Annotated in this window: 21 protein-coding genes; 5 read left to right on the forward strand and 16 right to left on the reverse strand. The window is 42.2% G+C overall.

The genetic code is table 11. From position 1 onward, the window contains the following. Nucleotides 1-38: 38 nt before the first annotated feature. The 4 genes from ACSBQP_RS12625 to ACSBQP_RS12640 all read right to left on the reverse strand — a co-directional run bounded on the left by ACSBQP_RS12625 (nt 39) and on the right by ACSBQP_RS12640 (nt 3,707). Nucleotides 39-1,847, reverse strand: a complete 1,809-nt coding sequence (locus ACSBQP_RS12625; protein ID WP_435028459.1) for an NEAT domain-containing protein — start codon at nt 1,845-1,847, stop codon at nt 39-41. 19 nt (nt 1,848-1,866) lie between these two features. After that, nucleotides 1,867-2,523 carry a heme uptake protein IsdC gene (isdC, locus tag ACSBQP_RS12630; protein WP_035702537.1) on the reverse strand — a complete coding sequence of 219 codons (657 nt, stop codon included), beginning with the start codon at nt 2,521-2,523 and terminating at the stop codon, nt 1,867-1,869. A gap of 20 nt (nt 2,524-2,543) precedes the next feature. Further along, nucleotides 2,544-3,002 (reverse strand): NEAT domain-containing protein, encoded by a 459-nt coding sequence (locus ACSBQP_RS12635; RefSeq protein WP_035702539.1) that lies wholly within the window; start codon nt 3,000-3,002, stop codon nt 2,544-2,546. Between the two features lie 372 nt (nt 3,003-3,374). Beyond that, nucleotides 3,375-3,707, reverse strand: coding sequence for a winged helix-turn-helix transcriptional regulator (locus tag ACSBQP_RS12640; RefSeq protein ID WP_007497926.1), 333 nt, complete (start codon nt 3,705-3,707; stop codon nt 3,375-3,377). A gap of 179 nt (nt 3,708-3,886) precedes the next feature. Here ACSBQP_RS12640 and ACSBQP_RS12645 point away from each other — a divergent pair, with 179 nt between their 5' ends. The 4 genes from ACSBQP_RS12645 to fosM all read left to right on the forward strand — a co-directional run bounded on the left by ACSBQP_RS12645 (nt 3,887) and on the right by fosM (nt 7,084). Further along, nucleotides 3,887-4,780, forward strand: coding sequence for a VOC family protein (locus ACSBQP_RS12645; protein ID WP_435028460.1), 894 nt, complete (start codon nt 3,887-3,889; stop codon nt 4,778-4,780). Continuing rightward, complete coding sequence (locus ACSBQP_RS12650; protein ID WP_008345606.1) at nt 4,758-5,519, forward strand: GTP cyclohydrolase II; 762 nt, start codon at nt 4,758-4,760, stop codon at nt 5,517-5,519. Before ACSBQP_RS12645 ends, ACSBQP_RS12650 begins: the two co-directional genes overlap by 23 nt. Next, nucleotides 5,506-6,597 carry a bifunctional diaminohydroxyphosphoribosylaminopyrimidine deaminase/5-amino-6-(5-phosphoribosylamino)uracil reductase RibD gene (gene ribD / locus ACSBQP_RS12655; protein ID WP_019743883.1) on the forward strand — a complete coding sequence of 364 codons (1,092 nt, stop codon included), beginning with the start codon at nt 5,506-5,508 and terminating at the stop codon, nt 6,595-6,597. The genes ACSBQP_RS12650 and ribD overlap by 14 nt, the downstream gene beginning before the upstream one ends. Before the next feature lie 64 nt (nt 6,598-6,661). Beyond that, nucleotides 6,662-7,084, forward strand: a complete 423-nt coding sequence (gene fosM, locus ACSBQP_RS12660; RefSeq protein WP_041091552.1) for a FosM family fosfomycin resistance protein — start codon at nt 6,662-6,664, stop codon at nt 7,082-7,084. 967 nt (nt 7,085-8,051) lie between these two features. On the opposite strand, the gene ACSBQP_RS12665 is transcribed toward fosM, so the two are convergent. The 7 genes from ACSBQP_RS12665 to ACSBQP_RS12695 all read right to left on the reverse strand — a co-directional run bounded on the left by ACSBQP_RS12665 (nt 8,052) and on the right by ACSBQP_RS12695 (nt 15,524). Continuing rightward, nucleotides 8,052-8,906 (reverse strand): polysaccharide deacetylase family protein, encoded by an 855-nt coding sequence (locus ACSBQP_RS12665; protein ID WP_144683320.1) that lies wholly within the window; start codon nt 8,904-8,906, stop codon nt 8,052-8,054. Nucleotides 8,907-8,970: 64 nt separating this feature from the next. Next, nucleotides 8,971-9,300 (reverse strand): PTS lactose/cellobiose transporter subunit IIA, encoded by a 330-nt coding sequence (locus ACSBQP_RS12670; protein ID WP_008345614.1) that lies wholly within the window; start codon nt 9,298-9,300, stop codon nt 8,971-8,973. 19 nt (nt 9,301-9,319) lie between these two features. After that, the gene (locus tag ACSBQP_RS12675; RefSeq protein WP_008345616.1) at nt 9,320-9,643 is read right to left on the reverse strand and encodes a PTS sugar transporter subunit IIB; all 324 of its coding nucleotides are present in this window, start codon (nt 9,641-9,643) and stop codon (nt 9,320-9,322) included. A gap of 12 nt (nt 9,644-9,655) precedes the next feature. Beyond that, nucleotides 9,656-11,089: a glycoside hydrolase family 1 protein gene (locus tag ACSBQP_RS12680; RefSeq protein WP_050826743.1), complete on the reverse strand. Its 1,434-nt coding sequence runs from the start codon at nt 11,087-11,089 to the stop codon at nt 9,656-9,658. After that, nucleotides 11,086-12,150, reverse strand: a complete 1,065-nt coding sequence (locus ACSBQP_RS12685; RefSeq protein ID WP_056704066.1) for a mannonate dehydratase — start codon at nt 12,148-12,150, stop codon at nt 11,086-11,088. The genes ACSBQP_RS12680 and ACSBQP_RS12685 overlap by 4 nt, the downstream gene beginning before the upstream one ends. 15 nt (nt 12,151-12,165) lie before the next feature. Further along, the gene (locus ACSBQP_RS12690) at nt 12,166-13,476 is read right to left on the reverse strand and encodes a PTS sugar transporter subunit IIC (RefSeq protein WP_099496949.1); all 1,311 of its coding nucleotides are present in this window, start codon (nt 13,474-13,476) and stop codon (nt 12,166-12,168) included. A gap of 89 nt (nt 13,477-13,565) precedes the next feature. Then, nucleotides 13,566-15,524, reverse strand: a complete 1,959-nt coding sequence (locus tag ACSBQP_RS12695; protein ID WP_435028461.1) for a BglG family transcription antiterminator — start codon at nt 15,522-15,524, stop codon at nt 13,566-13,568. Nucleotides 15,525-15,661: 137 nt separating this feature from the next. On the opposite strand from ACSBQP_RS12695, the gene ACSBQP_RS12700 reads away from it, so the two are divergent. Further along, nucleotides 15,662-15,859: a hypothetical protein gene (locus ACSBQP_RS12700; RefSeq protein WP_203143845.1), complete on the forward strand. Its 198-nt coding sequence runs from the start codon at nt 15,662-15,664 to the stop codon at nt 15,857-15,859. Between the two features lie 46 nt (nt 15,860-15,905). Here ACSBQP_RS12700 and ACSBQP_RS12705 read toward each other — a convergent pair whose 3' ends face one another. From ACSBQP_RS12705 to aspA, 5 genes are all read right to left on the reverse strand, one after another. Then, nucleotides 15,906-16,331 (reverse strand): YwqH-like family protein, encoded by a 426-nt coding sequence (locus ACSBQP_RS12705; protein WP_007497950.1) that lies wholly within the window; start codon nt 16,329-16,331, stop codon nt 15,906-15,908. Nucleotides 16,332-16,615: 284 nt separating this feature from the next. After that, nucleotides 16,616-16,882, reverse strand: a complete 267-nt coding sequence (locus ACSBQP_RS12710) for a YwqI/YxiC family protein (protein WP_008345634.1) — start codon at nt 16,880-16,882, stop codon at nt 16,616-16,618. Between the two features lie 37 nt (nt 16,883-16,919). Beyond that, nucleotides 16,920-17,345, reverse strand: coding sequence for a YwqH-like family protein (locus ACSBQP_RS12715; RefSeq protein WP_008345637.1), 426 nt, complete (start codon nt 17,343-17,345; stop codon nt 16,920-16,922). Between the two features lie 295 nt (nt 17,346-17,640). Next, the gene (gene nhaC / locus ACSBQP_RS12720) at nt 17,641-19,047 is read right to left on the reverse strand and encodes a Na+/H+ antiporter NhaC (RefSeq protein WP_041507995.1); all 1,407 of its coding nucleotides are present in this window, start codon (nt 19,045-19,047) and stop codon (nt 17,641-17,643) included. A 143-nt stretch (nt 19,048-19,190) separates the two neighbouring features. After that, on the reverse strand, nt 19,191-20,612 hold the full coding sequence (gene aspA, locus ACSBQP_RS12725) for an aspartate ammonia-lyase (protein ID WP_342499271.1): 1,422 nt from the start codon (nt 20,610-20,612) through the stop codon (nt 19,191-19,193). Between the last annotated feature and the right edge of the window lie 12 nt (nt 20,613-20,624).

Genomic DNA, 20,624 nt, shown 5'->3' on the forward strand with positions numbered 1-20,624 from the left:
GCCGAGATGAATGGCGCACCTCACTTAAAATAGATTCTTTATCTTGTACGAGTTTGATACTTTCTGACGAGCACGAATAGTGATCCGCCGAATAAAAGAATGTACACCCAAAGAAGTGAAGTATCTCCTGTTTTTGGGTTCAGCTGACCTGTCTCAGACTTGGTTTGGTCATCTGATGGCGTAAAGGTCATCTGCTCTGCACCCGTTTCCTCAGGGGCGAGATTCACAAGCTGGCTTGGTTGAGAATCGTGATCATTTGGATTTTTTACAAATCCGATGCTCTCATCGTCTCCGATCACCGTCGCAATTCCGCTTCCTTCACCACTTGCGATGCCTTTCGTATCATAAACAAGTTTGACATCATACTGCTCATGATAATTGGCAGCTGGAATGTCAATTTTCACGCGTGCTGCCTGATCACTACTCAAACTTTTTGCTTCATATTGAATCACTCGTGTATCTGCTTTTTGATCAGCCTTTGCAACTAGCGTCTCTTCAAATTTACCGCCGGTTCCTACTTGGAACGACGTGATGGCTGAGCTGTTCTTCACAGTGTATGAAACGAAATGGCGGCCATTTTTCACCACCAATGTCGCAGGGCTCACGACGTAATCGTTCATGCGAGAAAGCTCATCTTTGTCTGCTTTCTTCATTGAAAAAGGAAGCTTGTACACCCCGTCTTTTAGCTGAACTGTCTCTTGATTCGTTCCGCCGTTCGTTGTGTCTGGTGCTGGTTTATTTGGTTTTGGTGTTTCTGGTGTAGCCGGTGTTTCTTCCTCTATTTGACCGTCCTTCAGTGGAACGATACTTTTTGAATCAAATTGAAAACGAATATCGTACGTTTGATCATAGTGAGCGGCTGCTACTACAATGTGTACTTTTCCGTTAACTGCTTTTTTCAGATCAGACACTTCAAATGAAGCCACTCTTGTGTTCTTTGCTTGATCTGTGCTCACGTTTTTCACTTCTTGATAAGAACCGTTTTTCTCTATTTTCAAAGAATCAACTGACGTATGATCCTTCACCGTAAAGGAAACGGTTTGCGTTCCATTTTTAACGGTTAACGATGCTGGATGTGAGAAGTATTGGCTCATCCGAGATGCCTCATCCTCATCGCCCTTCAGCACACTGTAGTTGATACGATACACACCATCTTTTAATTGGTTCTGCGTCGAATCAACTGGTGTTGTGCCGTTTTGATCATCTGGCTTTGTTTCGCTGTCGCCTGGCGTCGTGCCACTTTGATCATCCGGCTTTGTTTCGCTGTCGCCTGGCGTCGTACCATTTTGATCATCTGGTGTTGTTTCGCTGTCGCCTGGCGTCGTACCGTTTTGATCATCAGGTGTTGTTTCACTATCGTCTGGCTTCGCAGGCGTGACAAGTGTGAGACTGCTCTGATCGAAAGCGATCTGTACGTCATACGCCTCATCATAAATAAAGCCGCCTAAGTCCCAGTAAATTTTGACCCAGCCATTTAATTTGGCTGATACATCGGCTACATCAAATTTGATCACACGCGTATTCGCTGTCTCATCTTCACTGACCGTTTCAGTGGTGACGAGAGAGCCATTTTGTTCGACCTTGAAATCTGTGATTTCTTTGCTTTGCTTCAGCGTAAGATAGGCAGTCGTCTTGCCATTTTCGATGATGAGCTTAGCTGGCTTTTCTGTATACGTATCCATCATGGATGCTTCAGTGCTGCCATTTTTTAAAATGGTGAATCCGGCCGTATATTCACCATCAACCAATGATGCCGCCTGAGCCGTTCCTTGAGGCAGCTGAAACGCAGTCAACAAACTGAATAAAACGAGCAGAATAGCTGTCTGTAGATGAAAAAGACGTTTCAAAAGATGTCACTTCCTTCCGTTAATGCTTGATGATCCACTTTCTCGCTAAAAACCCGCCTGAACATAAGACAAGCACAAGGAGCCATCCCATCTGGCTTGTATCACCAGTTTGAGGATTTTCTTCTTGTTTTGTTTTGGTGGATGAATCAGTTGTTTTGGTTGTTTCTTTTGATGATTCTTGATGTTTTGCTGCACCTGCTGTTTCTTTTGAACTGTCAGAAGAAAGTGACTTGATGCTGCTTTCATCGAATTTCAGCTGGATGGTATAGTCGTGATCATAATCAGCCGATTTGACTGTGACATGGATTTTTGACTTGATTGGTTTAGACAAACTCTGTGCTTGGAATTGAACAAGCCTTGTATTGGCTTTCTTATTCGTTGATAGAACCGTCGTATCGACATAGCCACCATTTCCCGGCACTTTAAATTCCGTTACCCAGCTGCTGTTTTTAATGGTCATTTGCACAGTCAGCTTGCCATTTTTCACGATCACTTTTGCCGGCTTCAGCCAGTAATCATTTGCCATCGAAACGGCAGTTCCTTCGGCCTTCATCACAGTGTAATTGACGGAGTATGTACCATCATTTAATGAGGCAGCCTGTGCATTTGAAAAAGGCAGTATAAGTGCCAGCAATAATGCAGCCACAAAGGCTGGCATCCTGATCCATTTTTTCATCAGATGAATTTCCTCCCTTTTTATTGAACAGTTGCTGCATCAAACTTGATGCGAATATCGTAATTGCCTGTATATCCAATGACCGGTACAGTCACACTCACTTTAGCTGGTACAACATCTGTCAGGCTGTTGACATTGAACTCTACCGTTCTCTTATTAGCAGCTGTGTTTGTACTGATCACCTTCGCATCTTTGTAGACACCTTGATCCAATGTTTTAAAGCTTGTAATCCAAGAGCTGTTCGTTAACGTGACTTGCGCTTTGATTTTTCCGTCCTTCACAACAAGCTTAGCTGGTTTTTCAAAATACGTATTTGCTGTTGACGTTGAATCACTGTCTGCTTTCCATACCACATATTGTGCTGAATATTGACCATCTGCTAAGTCTGCTGCTGAGGCAGAGCTAACCGGGGCTAGAGCAAACAATAGAACAAAGCTAAAGAATAATAAGACGTGTGATGCTGAACGAAGTGATTTCATATATATCCTCCTAAATGATATTGATAATTATTCTCAATAGACAATAAAAAAAATAACCTTTATCAGCGTATGAATCACACTCATAAATGATTATGATAATCATTATCAATTGAGTTTAAAAAATAAATCTTTGCTTTCGACAAGTCAAAGATGTCTGCTGCTACATGATGTAGTGATACACGGTTTAGGTAATCTGTCCCATTCATGATACCATGGCATAACCTCCCCATTCCATTACAGGGAAAAGAACCCTCTTCTCCTTGATATTATATGATGAATGAATTTATTGTCAACATCATTTTTCATACTATTGACTTAGATTTCTGGAAAATCACAAAAAAAAAATCGATCAGGGGCACTGATCGAAATCGATTAAGAAGGGACATGTTCACCCTTTTCACTATTTTTTCGCTCTAAAGACCAAGCATACATTTCCCGTATGACTGGTTCAATTTTCTTTCCTTGTTCTGTTAGTTCATATTCAATCCGCACGGGAATGTCGGGATATACTTTTTTCTCAACAAGACCTTCAGCTTCTAAATCTTTCAGCCTTTCTGATAATAACCGTCCGCTGATGTTCATTTCATTTTCTAGCTGACAAAAACGTTTTGGCCCTGTCAAAAGCTGATTGATGATGAGAATCACCCACTTCTTCCCTAAAATCTCCATGGCATCTGTAATTGGGCAGCCATCTACTTGAGCCATACTTTACTCCCTCCTGCTTTTCTCTACTTTTTTTCATTATAACATAATTAATTACTTGAAATAAGTCACTAACTATTATATAGTTTAGTTACTAAAAGTAACAAGGTGATCATTTTTATCAATTTTCAATAAACCATTGAACATGCAGATGCATATAACATGAAGGAGATGACCGAGCTTTGAATACAATAGAGCAGGTAAGATTAGGTGTAACAGAATTACATGTGTCCAGCTTTGAGCGTTCTTTGCCTTTTTATACAGACATTTTAGGTTTTACTTTATTAGAACAGACGGATTCTACTGTCACGCTTGGCAGCAACGCAAAGGAACCAATCCTTGTGCTGAAAGAAGATGTGCAGCTGAAAGAGAAGCCGGATCATGAGCCAGGACTTTATCATTTTGCGGTTTTATTACCTACCAGAAAAAACCTGGGCACATGGCTGGCGCATGTGATCAAAAAAGGCTATCCTTTAATTGGAGCGAGCGATCACTTTTTCAGTGAAGCCATTTATTTAAGTGATCCAGATGGCATCGGCGTTGAGATTTATGCTGATCGTCCTCAGGACATATGGGTAGGTGAGCATGGAGAGCTGAAAGGTGGCGGAAATGCTCCGCTTGATGGAGATGGTCTCCTGCAAGAAGCCGCTGATTCCACCTGGGATGGACTCCCGGCTGGTACAGTCATGGGACACTTGCATTTCCATCTCAACCCAGAAGAAGCCGATTCCTTTTATGTGAACACGCTCGGTTTTCATATCCGAATGGCTCCCCCAGCCAGCTTATTCGTTGCTGGTGGCGTCTATCATCACCACCTTGCCTTTAATGCATGGGGACGAGGGAGAAAAGGAGCCATAGATCCACGTTTTTCAGGAATTAGAAACTATACACTGGTTTTCCCAAAAGAAAGCGATAGAACGTCCGTCGTCGAACGTCTGACAAAAGCAGGCGTTCACATGAACACGACAGGAAAAAGTAACGAATTTATTGATCCATTTGGCGTTCTCGTTCGTTTACAGATTGAAGAAACAGACAAAAAAGAAGGTGCAGAATATGGACAAACACACAGAGGTTAAAACAGCCATTTTAAAAGATAAAATCAAACGAGTACAGCAAGAAGACGGATTTATATATATCACTGGACCTATTAAACTGCCAGTGAATTTAGACGGTAGAACGGTCATGTTTAACTGGTATTCATGGTTAAAAGATGACGGGAAAGAACCATTATCAGATGAAGCTTTAATCGAAAGCCTTTCCTCCCGTGAACTTGCAGATCACCAGCAATCAAGTGTCCTTGTTTACGGAGATTTCGAGCATGCTGACGAAGCGCTGATCCGCATGCATTCCATCTGCCACACCGGCGATATTTTCGGAAGCAAACGCTGCGATTGCGGGTTCCAATTGAAACAGTCTATGCGGATGATTGAGGACAATGGAGCAGGCGCACTGTTTTATTTAGCCAACCATGAAGGACGCGGGATCGGTCTTTTCAGTAAAGCCATGGCCTACATCTTGCAAGAAAACGGCTACGATACAGTAGAAGCAAACGAAGCACTGGGCTTTGAAGATGATACTCGTCAATATGAAGAAGCGATTGCTGTTCTTCAAACATTGCGTACAAAGCCAGTCAGACTTATTACCAATAATCCGAAAAAGACCGATGCTATCAGTCATGCAGGCCTTTCTCTTTCTGGACGGATTCCACTTTGGGGTGATGTCTCTGAGTTCAATGAAAAATACTTGCAGACAAAAATTAACCGCTCAGGTCATATGAAGGCGGATCAAGAGGTGCGTACGATTGCCACATCATGAGCGATATATGAAACTAGCCCTTGAAAATGCCGAAGCAATGAAAGGTCAGACATCTCCTAATCCGCTCGTCGGGGCTGTGATTGTGCGAGAAAATGAAATTGTTGGGGTCGGGGCGCACATGAAGGCCGGCGAACCACATGCAGAAATTCATGCACTTAAAATGGCTGGAGACAAGGCAAAAGGCGCCACGATCTATGTGACACTAGAGCCTTGTTCCCACCATGGCCGCACAGGCCCATGCGCTGAAGCACTTGTGAAAGCTGGCGTAGAAAAAGTCGTCGTTGCTGCACTGGATCCGAACCCGCTTGTTGCCGGGCGTGGGATTGCCATTTTACAAGATGCAGGCATTCAAGTCATCACAGGCGTCATGGAGCAAGAATCCATTCTCATGAATGAGGTGTTCAACCACTTTATTACGAAAAAAACGCCTTTCGTGACACTCAAAGCAGGCATTACGTTAGACGGAAAAATTGCATCTGCTACGTCTGACAGCAAGTGGATTACATCAGAGACGTCCCGTTATGATGCACATCACATTCGCAGTATCAACGATGCGATCTTGGTCGGTGCGCAAACCGTCATTCACGACGATCCTTCATTAACAGCACGCATTCCAAACGGTCATCATCCGATTCGAATTGTCTTAGACTCTAAACTGTCTATCCCGCTGACAGCAAAGGTGGTCACGGATCAAATGGCGCCAACATGGATCTTTACAACAAAACAAGCCGATGAAGAAAAACGAGCCGCTTTAGAAGCAGCTGGCGTCAGTGTCATCATGACGGATAGCGATATCCGGGTGCCCTTACAAGAAGTACTTCAAGTGCTCGGAGAAAGAAATATCTCCTCCCTGATGATTGAAGGCGGCGGACAAATCAATGCCTCATTTTTAGAGCAGCAGCTGGTCGATAAACTCGTCATCTACATGGCGCCCAAGCTCATTGGCGGACGACTCTCTCCTTCTTTTTTCGGAGGCGAAGGCATACGCCTCATGAGTGATGCAATTGAACTGGATCAACTCTCTCTTGAACCGCTGGGAAAAGATATAAAGATAACGGGTTATCCGGTTTATCAATAAACAACAAAGCTTGTAGATTGAGTCTGCAAGCTTTTTTCTCATCATTGAATTTGAGGTGATTAAATTGAACATCAAAGGAATAAACCATTTATTATTTTCTGTTTCTGATTTAGAGACATCTATTGATTTTTACACAAAAGTCTTTAATGCCAAATTGTTAACAAAGGGCAGAACGACAGCTTACTTTGATTTGAACGGCCTGTGGCTTGCCCTCAATGTAGAAAAAGACATTCCTCGTCAAGACATCCATCACTCTTACACACACATCGCTTTTTCTATTGATGAGGAGGATGTAGATCCAATGTATAACAAACTAAAAGATTTGAACGTCAACATCTTACCAAGCCGGCCAAGAGACGAAAGAGATCAGAAGTCGATTTATTTCACAGACCCTGATGGACATAAATTTGAATTTCATACAGGAACCTTGAAAGATCGATTGGATTATTACAAACTAGAGAAAACACATATGGAGTTTTATGAATGAAACGCAAAGAAAAACAGAGAGGAAACAACAAGGTGCTATTCGTCATTAAATAGGAAAGATGGTAAAATATACATAGAAACGTGTTGCAAACGATAGTCCTCCCCCCTTCCATACTAAAGGTGTTTTTATGCCTAGAAAGGAGGGGTCAGTTTGAGAACAAAACTTGTGCGTTCACGCGTTGAGAGACGCAAAAACAAAAAGAAAAAAGCTTGTACCTGTAAGTACAAGCTTTGGTTCCTTATCTTAAATTCAATCCGAACTCTAGTCCAGTTCATCATATGGATTTTAGATAAGAGAACGTTCTGAATGAACCCTTAAGATGATAATGAAAAATAAAGCGGCACCTTCATTACCCCTAGTCAAGGTAATGCTGGTTCTATCTCGTTTCTGTTTTTTGGAGGGCTGCTTTATTTTTTCATATTATTTCAGTGTATTCCTCACATTTTAAATTTATACATAGAAAAAGCACACGGTAGTCAGCCGAGTGCCCAAATTAAATTTCTTTTCAGTTGTATGGTGAACGTTCAAGAAATTCACCTTGAAGCTCTCGTGCTTCAGTTTGAAAACTAGTTCAACTTAGTCCGAGTTGAACAAAAAACTTGTGCAACAATATGTTACCATAAGTAACAATTTGTTACCATAGTTAAGCTTATTTTTTAATCTTACTTATTCATTTCAAATGCAGAATTTTCATTATTTCAAATAAATTATACAGCTTTTTGTTATGCAATGAATCAAATATACTGAACAACACTCAAAATAACTTTCAAGTATAATAACCTGTACTTTTCTTCTAAGCCCTCCTACTTTCTATTGGCAACTGTAAGACCTTATTAAGTTAAATAAAAAAGAATCAGTATATAAAAAACTGATTCTTTCTGCATACATTTATCTCAAACAAATCGTATTTAATCCACGAAACGTGTCGTAAAATGTTTCATGTGAAACATCTGTGATCTAATATTGATCAATTTCCCTCTATCAGCCTGCCAAAGCTTTCGGGTGAAAGTCCCGGTGAAATGCGCAGGCGGTGTAAGGACATCATGCCTTGTTCCTTTTTCGCATGTCCTGGTTCAGTGGTTACAGCCATTTCATATCCTGCTTCCTTCGCCAGCTTCAGCGTGTCTTCGTTATAGCGACCGACCGGATAGCTGACCATGACCGTTTGTTGGGAAAACCGCTGGTCAAAGAATACCTTCGATCCTTTTAATTCTTCTTCCTGCTGCTTCTGTGATAAACGATTGAGCTCTAAATGATGAATGGTGTGACTCTCTATTGAAATACCATGCGCCACCATATCATCCATTTGGGCATCGGTTAAATGATGCGGGCGGCCGATGGACTGCTCGATCATAAAAATCGTGGCTTTCATTCCATATTCCTTTAAAATCGGAAATGCCTTTGTGTAGTTATCCGTATATCCATCGTCAAATGTGATAAGAACATACTTTTCACTTGGTGTCGAATTGGTCGCGAGAACTTGATATGCCTCTTTCGGCGACAGCGTGACATAGCCGTTGTCTTTCAGCCACTTCATATGAGCCGCAAATTCGCTTTTTGGCACACGTAAAGAATTACCCCTAGAAATGCTGTGATACATCAAGATTGGAAGTGCAACGGGTTCCTTTTGCTGAATCCAGTTTTGTTTGTCTATCTCTGCCGCTTCAATTTGCTGCGTTTCTGTTGTTTCTTTCGTTTGTACTTGACCCTTTACCTCTTTGATGGCTTGCTGGTTTCCTTCTGTTTGCTGTTTCGTACCCATACAGCCCGAAATGAGCAGCATGACTAGACCAACTGCAAGCCACATACATGTTTTTTTCATTCACCAATCCTGCTTTCTCTTTATCTATCGAATGATTATAACAGAAATTGGTTAATAACTATATCTATTTTGACAGGGTATTCATTTTTTTACACATTTCGATCATTTCAATGGCAAGCAGATGGATGGTCTCTGTTGTGAGCATTTGGTCTTCTGCATGTATGAGCAGTAAAGAAAAGGGAAGCTGTTCCCCTGCCGCCTCTTTTTGTATCAGTGACAAGTGCAGGTCATGGATGCTTCGAAACGCTTCCTCCCCTTTTTCAATCAACTGCTGCGCTGCTTCAAAGTCATCCGCTCTTGCTAGACGAATGGCTTCTACATAATGGCTTCGTGCCTCACCTGCATGGGCAATGATTTGAAAGGCTGCTCCCTGCATTTCCTCTAATACCGTCATCTGCTTCTCCTCCGATTGCTCAAGATTCATTTGCTAGTTTCAGTGCATGTTCTAGAATTTTTTCTCCATTCGCTGTTCCATATAATCTTACATTTACCACATCGACAGGTATATGATAAGGTGCCGCTGTTTTTTCTGCTGCCTTTCTCATAAAGCTAACTTGCGGCCCTAGCAAAATGACCTTTACATCGTCCCCATGCTCTTCTAATTCGTCCGCAATGGCCCCTTCAGGTATCGCATAAATTTCATAATCCAGCCCTTTTCCTTCTGCGGCTGCCTTCATTTTAGATACCACAATCGACGTTGACATTCCTGCTGCACAAGCGAGAATGATTCGCTTCATATCCCATCACTCCTATTGATAAATAAAATCTGGTTCATCCCTTAATTTCCTCGTTTGGATTAATGTCTTGTACCAGTATCCTGACGCTTTCATCTGACGATTCCGTTCATTCTCCAGCTGGATCTCTACTAATCCGTAGCGATTCTTGAATGCATTCATCGGTGAGACATTATCCGTAAAAGCCCACAGCATATATCCCTTGCAGTTTGAACCTTCTTTTTTCGCTTGAAGGGCTTTTTTCAAATGCTGACTGATAAATGAAATTCGGTACTGATCATCAATGATGCCGTCTTCGTTTTTAAACCGTTCTTCCTGCTCGACCCCCATACCGTTTTCAGCCACAAACCACTCGATATTCCCGTATTCCTCTTTTATTCTCATACCCATATCATAGACAATATTCGGATAGATTTCCCAACCTCTGAATGGATTCATTTTTCTCCCTGGGAGCTCAAATAGATCGTAATAATAAGATGGATGAAACGGTGTATTTTCGTTCCAAGCCTTGCTAGGTGCCTTAACGCGATGCGGATAGTATAAATTAAGACCGACCACATCGACTGTATGATCTTTAATGATCTGAAGCTCTTCTTCCGTTGCATCGAAAAGAATGTCATGCTTTTTCAATACATCAAGCAGTTCTTCTGGATACTCGCCTTTAATGGAGGGATCTAAGAACACTCGATTAAAAAACAAATCATACATGCGGGCAGCTTCTTGATCATGTGACGCAGTCGATCTCGCATACGTCACTTCTGGATTGAGAATGACCCCGATTTTTGCACCGGCTGATTCCTTCAAGCCCATTTCCTGAAACAGCTTCACCACTTTTGCTGTCGCCAAGGCTTTATGATAGTTCCACTGCATCCACTTCTTCGTATTTTGCTCGAAAGGATAACGAATAGCATCTAGATACACACGAGTCTGAACAACAATTGGTTCATTAAAGGTAAACCAATGTTTGACCCGGTCTCCATAGCGTTCAAACACCTTTTCTGCATAGAGAACAAACAGATCGACAACATGTTTAGATGACCAGCCGCCGTACTTTTCAAGTAAAACGGCAGGAAGCTCATAATGCTCTAAGCAAAACATCGGCTCTACACCTGCTTCAAGTAATTCATTGATGAAATCATCAATATAACGAGCATAGGCCTCATCTACAATTCCATTCTCGTAATCTATGAGAAACCTCGACCAATTGATCGATGTCCGGTAATGAGATAACCCAATTTCCTTCATAAGGGCTACATCTTCAGGATAGCGCTCGTAAAAATTCGTTGCTCCCGCTGGTCCGTATCCTTCGTGCCATACGTGATACCCCTCCTTATACCAAAGGTCTATATACGAATCCTGATGCGGTTTCTTCCCTTTCCAACCCTCTGTCTGCCAAGCAGAAGCCGCAGCACCTAGAATAAAGTCATTGGGTATGTCGATTTTGTTCATGTTGCCACCTGACCTTTCTTCGTGTGAATTTGAAGTCCTTCCCACATCCCTTGTAAATACATAGCTCCAAGTGCCCGGTCGTATAATCCATAGCCAGGTCTGCCCGTCTCACCAAAGATCATTCGTCCATGATCTGGCCGGACATAGCCAGCAAATCCTTCCTTAAACAATGCGTTCACAATCGCTCCCATATCGAGGCTGCCTGCTGACGACAGGTGTGCCGACTCTTCAAAATCACCGTTTTCATACAAATTGACATTGCGTAAATGAGCAAAGTGTATACGCCCTTTTTTGGCATACTTTCTCGCAAGTGCAGGAACATCATTTTTAGCATTACAGCCTAGGGAACCGGAACAAAAGGTCAGTCCATGCTGTGAGCGTTCATCGAGCTGAAGGATACGATCTATTTGTTCTTCACAACTGACAATGCGGGATAGACCAAATATGTTCCAAGAAGGGTCATCTGGATGCAGTGCCATGTTCATGTTCTCTTCCGCTGCAACTGGAAGGATATTTCCCAAGAAATAGTCTAGGTTCTCAAACAACCCTTCCGCACCCAATGCCCTGTATGCAGCCATCAACTTTCTCATTTCTTCCTGCGTATAAGACGTATCCCATCCTGGTAAGGAAAGTCGATCTTTTTCTATATCCATCTGTTCAAGCTGATGCTGAAAATAAACAAGGGTCGTCGATTGATCAGCTAGTGGGAAATCGAGCTGTGTTCGTGTCCAATCAAGGACTGGCATGAAGTTATAACAAATGACCTTCACACCATGCCTTGCTAATCTCCGGATATTTTCTTGATAATGCTCGATATAAACATCTCGGCTAGGCTTTCCCAGCTTAATATCTTCATGGACCGGGAGACTTTCTACGACTTCAAAAGCAAGATCGTGACGTTCGATTTCCGCTTTTAAATGAGCAATACTTTCCTCCGGCCACAGATCACCAGCCGGCACATCATAGACTGCACTGACAATCCCTTTCATGCCGGGAATTTGCCGAATATATGAAAGGGAGACAGGATCTTCTTTGCCATACCATCTAAATTGCATGTTCATTCATGAGCCCTCCTTCTATTCTGAATCAGGTGCTGATTCTGGCTTCCGGTTGGATAAGAGGACAAAAGGTAAATAGATGAAAACAGCGACAACAATACAGATAAGCTGTGTGATGACAGCCCCCATACTGCCAGCGGTAGACAGCCAAGCATTCACAATCGGAGGTGTCGTCCACGGCACCATCACCACCGCTTTCCCCGCAAAACCTGTAGCGGTTGCGATATAACCAATCGTACCTGTCACGAGTGGTGTAACGATAAACGGAATTGCCATCACAGGGTTCAACATGACAGGTAATCCGAAAATAACTGGTTCATTGATGTTAAACAGTCCAGGTCCTGATGAAAGCTTGGCAATGCTCCGCATCTCTTCTCTTCTTCCTGCTATAAAAATGGCGATCAACAGACCAATCGTCACACCCGAACCACCAATGCTCATATACACATCCCAAAATGGCATCGTGATAATATTTGGAATCTCTTTGCCCTCTTGAAATGCTGTCATATTCACTGCAATTGATCCTAATAACAGCGGCTCGCGAATCGGTTTAATCATTTGGTTGCCATGAATACCGATCACCCAGAAAAATTGAGCCACAAACATTAACGTTAAAATACCAGGCAGTCCCTGCACAACACTTTCAAGCGGACGCTGCACGACGTTATACACCGCTTCATGCAAATAAATGCCTGTCACACGATGAAACGCAAACCCGAATGAACTAATGATTGTAATCGTAATAATTGATGGGAAAAGTGAAGAAAAAGACGTCGCCACATTTGATGGAACAGAATCTGGCATCTTAATTTGCAGCCACTTCACCTCGGTAAGCTTACAAAAGATCTCTACAGAGACGATGGCAATGATCATACCCAAAAATAAGCTTTTTGGATCGGAGAATTGCCTCGCCAGCACATCGACAACCTCACGCATTGATCCATCGACTTCAAGAAGAAGTGTCGTCGGAATAACGGATATAAATGAAATCAATGCCATTAATCCTGGGAACAATGATTTGTGTCCATTGATTTTCCCGAGCTCAATCCCGATAAGGAACACAGCCCCGATCGTTAAAAAGTTCAGCGTGGCATAATTGATTGCCTTCATAATTGGCTGAAGCTCTGCTAAAAACCTGAATATCTCAAAATGGGCAAGCCCCGTTTCCGGGCTCATGATCATATTTGCGACCAGTACAGCAAATGCCCCCGTAATGATAATTGGCATTAATGTGACAAATGCTTGCTTAATCGACATAATATATTTCTGATTTGTAATACGATAAGCGACATGTCCCATGACGTCGGCCGCTCTCTCTTTAAAGCTCATGATCCGTCTCCCCCTTTACAAAAACTCGTGATCATCCTCCTTTTTGATGTTATTTTAAAAGCGCTTTCATTAACATCCAATCTTTTTCCTCACAGATGCGGAAATGGGTATCCTTTTTTTTCATCTGGCTGTTCCAACACGTGCAGCGCCGCCGTCAGTTCTTCAAATGAAGCAGCTTTGATGATTTGCTCCACCACTTCCTTCTGCTCTGTCAAACGCACAAGAAATTGATAAAGTGACTGCAATTCTTTCTGATACGTCTTCTGTATACTTAACAAACAGACGACCTGTACCCGATCGTCGCCCCACAGCACTGGTTTCCTCAACGTACAGATCGCACAAAACGTATCATCTGTTGCCGGTTTGATTGGGTGAGGGATCGCGACCAAATGACCGAACGACGTAGGCGACACTTCCTCTCTTTCCAACAATAGCTGTTCAAAATCATCCGGGATTCGGTTTTGTTCCTGCAATACAGTCACGAAAAATTGAAGCACCTCTTCCCTTGTTTGTAGATCTTGCTGAAAAAAAGTCATCTTCGGACTGATATATCGCAAGACACCCATTTCTTGTGACCCCTGCACAAATCGTTTCAGCCTCGACATATCGTCTTCACTGAGGATCGTATGTACATCAATCACTGGCACAGGTAGTGTGTTCTGAAGCGGGATGGTACTAATGATCAAATCGATACTTCTCAAGTCATACGACAAAAGGTCACTGACACTTGCAGTTCCAGCAATCTCTAGCCTTTCGCTAAAGGCGGCCTTCAGCTTATGGAGAAGAAGCTGACTGCTCGCGACACCCGTTGCGCACACAATCAAGCATTTTTTTCTCACAGTCTGAGTTTTTGTCCGCTCTATGGCAGCACCAATATGCAGCGCCAAATATCCGATTTCATCTTCATGAATCTCTACATTCTCATTTTCCTTCAACCATCTTCCCATATAGACACCTGCTTCAAAAGCAATCGGATAATGCCTTTTTATGTCTGATAAATAGGGGTTACGGATGTTCATATCATATCGGAACCGATGAATCGCTGATCTCAGGTGAAGACTTAGTCCCACAATCAATTCCTTGTCCGTCTGAATATCAAGTGACATGTGCTCTTCGACATAACCAAGTAATTGGTGAGTTAAACGGAAATGCTCTTCATCAAGCATGTGAAATAGCGTGTGGCCCGTTTCTCCATACGCCATCATTTTTGCACCCATTAAATGAATCGCAATATAGGCCATTTCAGATAATGGAAAATCTATACCGAGCACGTGACGCATATCTTCTGCCATTTGCCTCGCCACTTGAAAAGCGGGCTGTGTTTGAATGTCTTTGAGTTCTCCTTCCGGCATCATCACCAATTTTTTCTCTTCAATTCGTTTGCACGCAATGGCGATATGTGTCACTAAGTTGCTTAAACCGATCTCTGACACATGAAGGCCGCTTGCCTTTGTACGTGAACGCACCATATCTTGAATCAATTGATACGTTTCTTCAGGTAAAAGGGCAGGGTTCGGATGCTCCTGCTGAAACACATGCTCAGCTAGACAATACCTTAATTTCATTTCATCTCCAGTCAGCCTCAGTCCATATTTAGGTCGGTGTGCAACAGAAAGTCCATGTAAAGAAAATAGATGCTTGACTGCTTTCAGGTCATTTTTCACAGTAGATTCACTCACAAATAATTCCTCGGCCAATTCATCTAATTTCATATAGTCTTCGGACAATAAAAGCCTTCTCAATAAATAAGAGATACGATCCTCCGGCTGATTTGGAATAACTTGATTCTTTTTTTCATTTCTTTCTCTCATTGAGTTTTTCAAAAAAGTACGAAATGCTCCATAATCTTCGACAGTCAATGTATACCCTGCTCCACGTTTCATATGAAGTGTTGCCCCGTGTACTTCTAATACTGATTTAAGCGCTTTCATATCTGTTCGAACTGTTCGTGATGTGACGCCTATCAGGCGTGCAATTTCTTCACCTGTCAGCTCCTGCTCTGCCTGCATTAACCGCCTCAACAGCTCCTCCTGACGTAGAGATAACATAGACTCCCCTCCCTTGGTCAATTACTTTTGCCTATCATCATAAACGAAAATAGAACTCTTTGCCCAGTTTTTCTTTCCGACCGGGAACTTTGTTATGGCTCAAACGTATGAATATGAAACAAGAGGAGGGATACATCATGTTTGTTATCATCATCATACTAGCTACTTTAGGCGCCATTACCGCTCACATGTTTACACCAAAAGATAAGCGTTCATCTTCTAAGCATTCTGCACATCACAGTTCAACAACCAGTAACTATACTGATTCGTATACACATCACGCTTCTGATGCCTCCTGCGGTGGTGATTCAGGTGGTAGCGGCGGATGTGACTAAACCAAAAAAACAGCCGCTTGTTCAGTCGGCTGTTTCGTTTATTTTATTAAAGAGCTTTCCAGCCCCGTTCAATTAAATGTTTGACATCCTTTGCAAAATCCTCGCCTTTTTCCATCACATCTTGGGCTCTTCCTGCAAAATTACTAGCGACAGCGAGTTCCATTTTTTTTAACTCAAAGTGCATAATTTTTTGGTCTATCTCCGTAATATAGGTTTCATACTCATTGTTCACAATGTCGTGCAGCACGTGATAGGCTTCTTTCCGGTGACGGTGAAAGTCCGTTCCTCTCTCACCTTTCCATGACGAATCTAGAGCAGGCTTCTTGATTTCCTTTATGTCAGACTGCGCAAGATCTTGTTCTGTTCGAATATTACTTTTGGCTGTCTTTAACCGAGAGATCATTTCGTCAAATTCTGCACGTTTGTTTTCAATCCCCATATGCAGATGGTGCAGCATCTCGGATAAACTCATGTCATCCACCTCTATTAGACCTCATAAGAAAGCACGGCGTCAGCGTTTTTGAAAGCGAGCAGATCATCTGCTTTTTCCAGTCCTGACATTTCTATCGTTCGCTTTCATTAAGTATAGTATAAGGTGAAAAGCCTTAGGCTTAAATAGGGAAAAGGTGTCCTTTTAACATGGTGTTTGGAAGAAAAACGGAATAATCTAAGGTCATAAATCCCGAATTATATATGAGTCTTTACGACTATATTTTACATCGTACTCAGTTAAGCTATCAATAAAACGATTGGGGCTTATGATTTTGCCGCAATCGCTTCATCCTGTTCTTTTAGCGTCTTCACATTTGAGCGTGTATCCTGAACGTTTTTGATTAAGGCTTCTTTAAAGCTTGAGACCATTTCGCCCACCTCTGCTTCACGTGCCGTCCATTTGGTTACAAATTCAAGGCTGTTTTCACCAGCTTTATCTGCTGCTTTTTTCATTGTTAAAGCTTCAACTGCTTGGGAGACTTCATCTAGTTTATCCATCACTGTTTGGTAGTTTAACTTAATTTGTCCCATTATGATATCCTCCAGATTGGTTCAGCATGAAGCTCGCTTACAAGCTGCTCCATGCTTTTGAGATCAAGCGTTTTGCGTCTTCTACTGCGTCTTCTCCTTTTTCAGCCAAACGTGCGGCATCTCCAGCTAAAGAGCTGGCAAAGGATAAGGCAGCCTGCTCTGCTTCTAGTGTACTGATTTTGAATTCGATTCGGCTCACGTAGCGTGGGTATTTATCGCTTACGATCGTTTGCAGCGCATCATGCGCTTCATTTCGCTCTGATTTGAAATCTTGGCTCCGCTCACCTTTCCAAGAGGCCCCAAGCTTTGGCTGCTTGATTTGTTTTAGGTCTGTTTCTGCGGCATCTTGTTCACGTTCAACCTTACTTTTTGCCTTTTTGAGTCGAGCAATTTTCTCTTCGATCTCTGCCTTTTTATTTGAAATGCCACCGTTAAGGGCAGACAGCATATCCGATAAGCTCATATGGGTTCCTCCTCCTGTCAAAAATAAAAACGCTGCTTAGAGTCCCTCTAAACGAGCGTAATGGTGAATCGTACTTTTTCCAATATTGTTATTATAAGGCTCAAAGACTCATGTTTGAATAGGGATTTGTGCCCTTTTTATGGTATAAATATGCTTTCGATCTGCTTCATACCACACCTTAAGCCCTCTTTTATAGGGGGTCAAAATACACAACCACCCTTCTGGAAACACACATAGTCTTATGATCCTAGGACAAACAAAAGCCGCCCGGGGGAGGGGCGGCTTTTGCAGTGGCTTATGATGCCGATTCTTCTGAGTCTTGTTGATTTTTCACGTACCAAATGAATTTCCCTGTATATCCGTAGATGATGGCAAGACCAATGGCAACAAAGCTCAGCCACATAAATGGTAAATAAGAGAATGTCGAGACGCCTAGAATCCCTGCCATGTAAATTCCGTTATCTGACCATGGAACCATACCAGACGTCATTGTTCCACCGACTTCAGCGTTTCTAGATAGAACGCGTCTGTCTATTTTCAATTTATCATAGCTTTTTTCCATAATTTTCGGTGTAAGAATTAATGAAACGTACATCGCACAGCCGAAGATATTTGCGAAGAATGCAACAACAAGTGTAGATAGGGTTACATTTCCTGCATTATATAATTTCTTCTCGAAAGTAGCGACAATTACTTTTAAGACGCCGAGATATTCAAGAACGCCACCAAAACCAAGTCCGAGAATAATAACCACTAGAGATCCAAGCATATTCACAATACCGCCACGATTTAACAGCGTATTTAAGAAATCTACATCTGAATTAATAGAAAAGCCATTATAAGCTGTTCCAAGCGCATCTGCCGGGTTCATTCCTTGGAATGCCATTGCCCAGACTGCACCAAGAAGGGCACCAATAGCGATAACAGGCATTGAAGGTTTCTTAAATACGAGCAGTAATACAACCACTACTGCTGGGATGATCATCCAAATGTTGATTGTGAATGTATCTTGAAGGGCATTTTTCAAAAATTCTACTTTACCTTGATCAATGTTGCGTCCGCCATACATAAAACCTGTAACCGTAAACATAATCGCTGTAATCACAAAGGCTGGTATGGATAAGACCATCATGGCTCTTACATGCGCCAGCACGTCCACTTTTGAAAGAGAGGAAGCGAGCACAGTACTATCAGATAAAGGAGATAATTTATCACCAAAATAAGCACCAGATAAAACAGCCCCAGCTACGATCGGTAATGGGATACCCAATCCTTCACCAATTGCGATCATCGCAATACCTGCTGTTCCAACTGTACCCCAAGAGGTTCCTGTGGCAACGGACATAATCGCACAGATGACAAGTGTAGCTAATAAGAAGATATTAGGATGAATAAATTCCAGTCCGTAATAAATTAACGTGGGTACAACACCGCCGGCAATCCATGTACCAACAAGTGCACCTACTGCAATTAAGATTAAAACAGCCTCTAAACCATTCGATATCCCTTTTGTAATCGCATTTTGAAGGTCTTTGTATGAATGCCCTAAACGAATCCCTAAAGCAATAACCATAAACCATGAGATAAACAATGCGAGTTGAATATCTAGTTTGAAGTAAAGAGTGAATGATAAAACAATTGCTAAAAATAAGCCAAGTACAGACACGACTTCTAAAATAGACGGTAGACGTGGTGTTTTCATTTTGTTTCCTCCCTTTGTGCGTGCGTTAAGCGTTTTCAAAATATTGTGAAAAAAGTGTGTCAATTCGAAAGAAAGTGAATTGCCTGTTTTTCTCTATTTCACAGGCAATTCCACATATTAATAAAATAAAATTTTTGATATTATTATCGCTCTAGGAGCTCTGCACCGGCAATACCAGGCTTTGTCATCTCGAATGGATTCAAGATAATATCAAGTTCTTCTTCTGTTAACACATCATTTTGCAGGCAAAGATCTCTGATCGATTGTCCTGTTAAAATGGCTTCCCTTGCGATTCTAGCCGCAGCTTCGTAGCCTAAGTGAGGGTTCACGGCAGTGATCACGCCTGCACTTTTTTCTACATATTCTTTCAAACGTTTTTCATTTGCTTCGATGTCCACTAAACAATGATCTGTGAATGAGCGGAATCCGTTATTCATTATACTAATAGATTGAAGCAAGTTAAAGACCAAAACAGGCTCCATCACATTTAACTCAAGCTGACCTGCTTCAGAAGCAAGACAGATGGTGTGGTCGTTCCCAATGACCTGGAATGCGATTTGGTTAATGAGCTCTGCCATGACTGGATTGACTTTCCCAGGCATAATGGATGATCCCGGCTGACGGGCTGGCAATGCAATCTCAGCAAGACCTGCACGTGGGCCCGATGCCATTAAGCGAAGGTCATTCGCAATTTTAGACATGTTCATCATGCATACTTTTAAGGCAGCAGATACTTCTGTGTATGCATCTGTATTTTGCGTCGCATCTACAAGGTGCTCTGCGCCTACTAATGGCAGTCCAGAAATATCAGCAAGCTTCTTCACTACGATTTCGATGTAGCGAGGATCTGCATTGAGGCCTGTCCCAACAGCTGTCGCACCCATATTTACTTCATATAAATGCTGTTTTGATTGGTTGATTCGTTTAATATCACGGCTGAGCACACGGCTGTATGCTTCAAACTCTTGTCCTAAACGGATCGGAACAGCATCTTGTAAATGAGTACGCCCCATTTTGATGACATGATCGAATTCTTTTGCTTTCTTTTGAAATACGTCATGCATGGCCTGCATCGTCTCAAGTAAAATGTCTAACTGCTTGAGCACTGCAATATGGATCGCCGTTGGGAACGAATCATTTGTCGATTGTGACATGTTCACATGTGTGTTTGGACTTAAATGAATGTATTCGCCCTTTTGATGTCCCATGATCTCGAGGGCTCTGTTTCCAATGACCTCATTGGCATTCATATTCATAGACGTTCCTGCGCCGCCTTGAATCGGGTCTACGATGAAATATTCATGGAATTTGCCTTCAATGACTTCATCTGAAGCTTGAACGATCGCATTTCCAATTCCTTCATATAAACGTCCGACTTCCATATTTGCTTGAGCTGCTGCTTTTTTGACAATGGCAAATGCTCGAATGAGTTCTTCATGCATGCGATATCCTGTAATCGGGAAATTCTCTTTTGCACGAAGCGTTTGAACACCATAATACACGTCTGCGGGAATTTCTTTTTCACCTAGAAAATCCTTCTCGTAACGATAAGTTGCTTGAACCATCTCGTATGACCT

The sequence above is a fragment of the Bacillus sp. G402 genome (genome assembly GCF_051172515.1).
GTDB classification, from domain to species: Bacteria; Bacillota; Bacilli; order Bacillales; family Bacillaceae; genus Bacillus; species Bacillus altitudinis.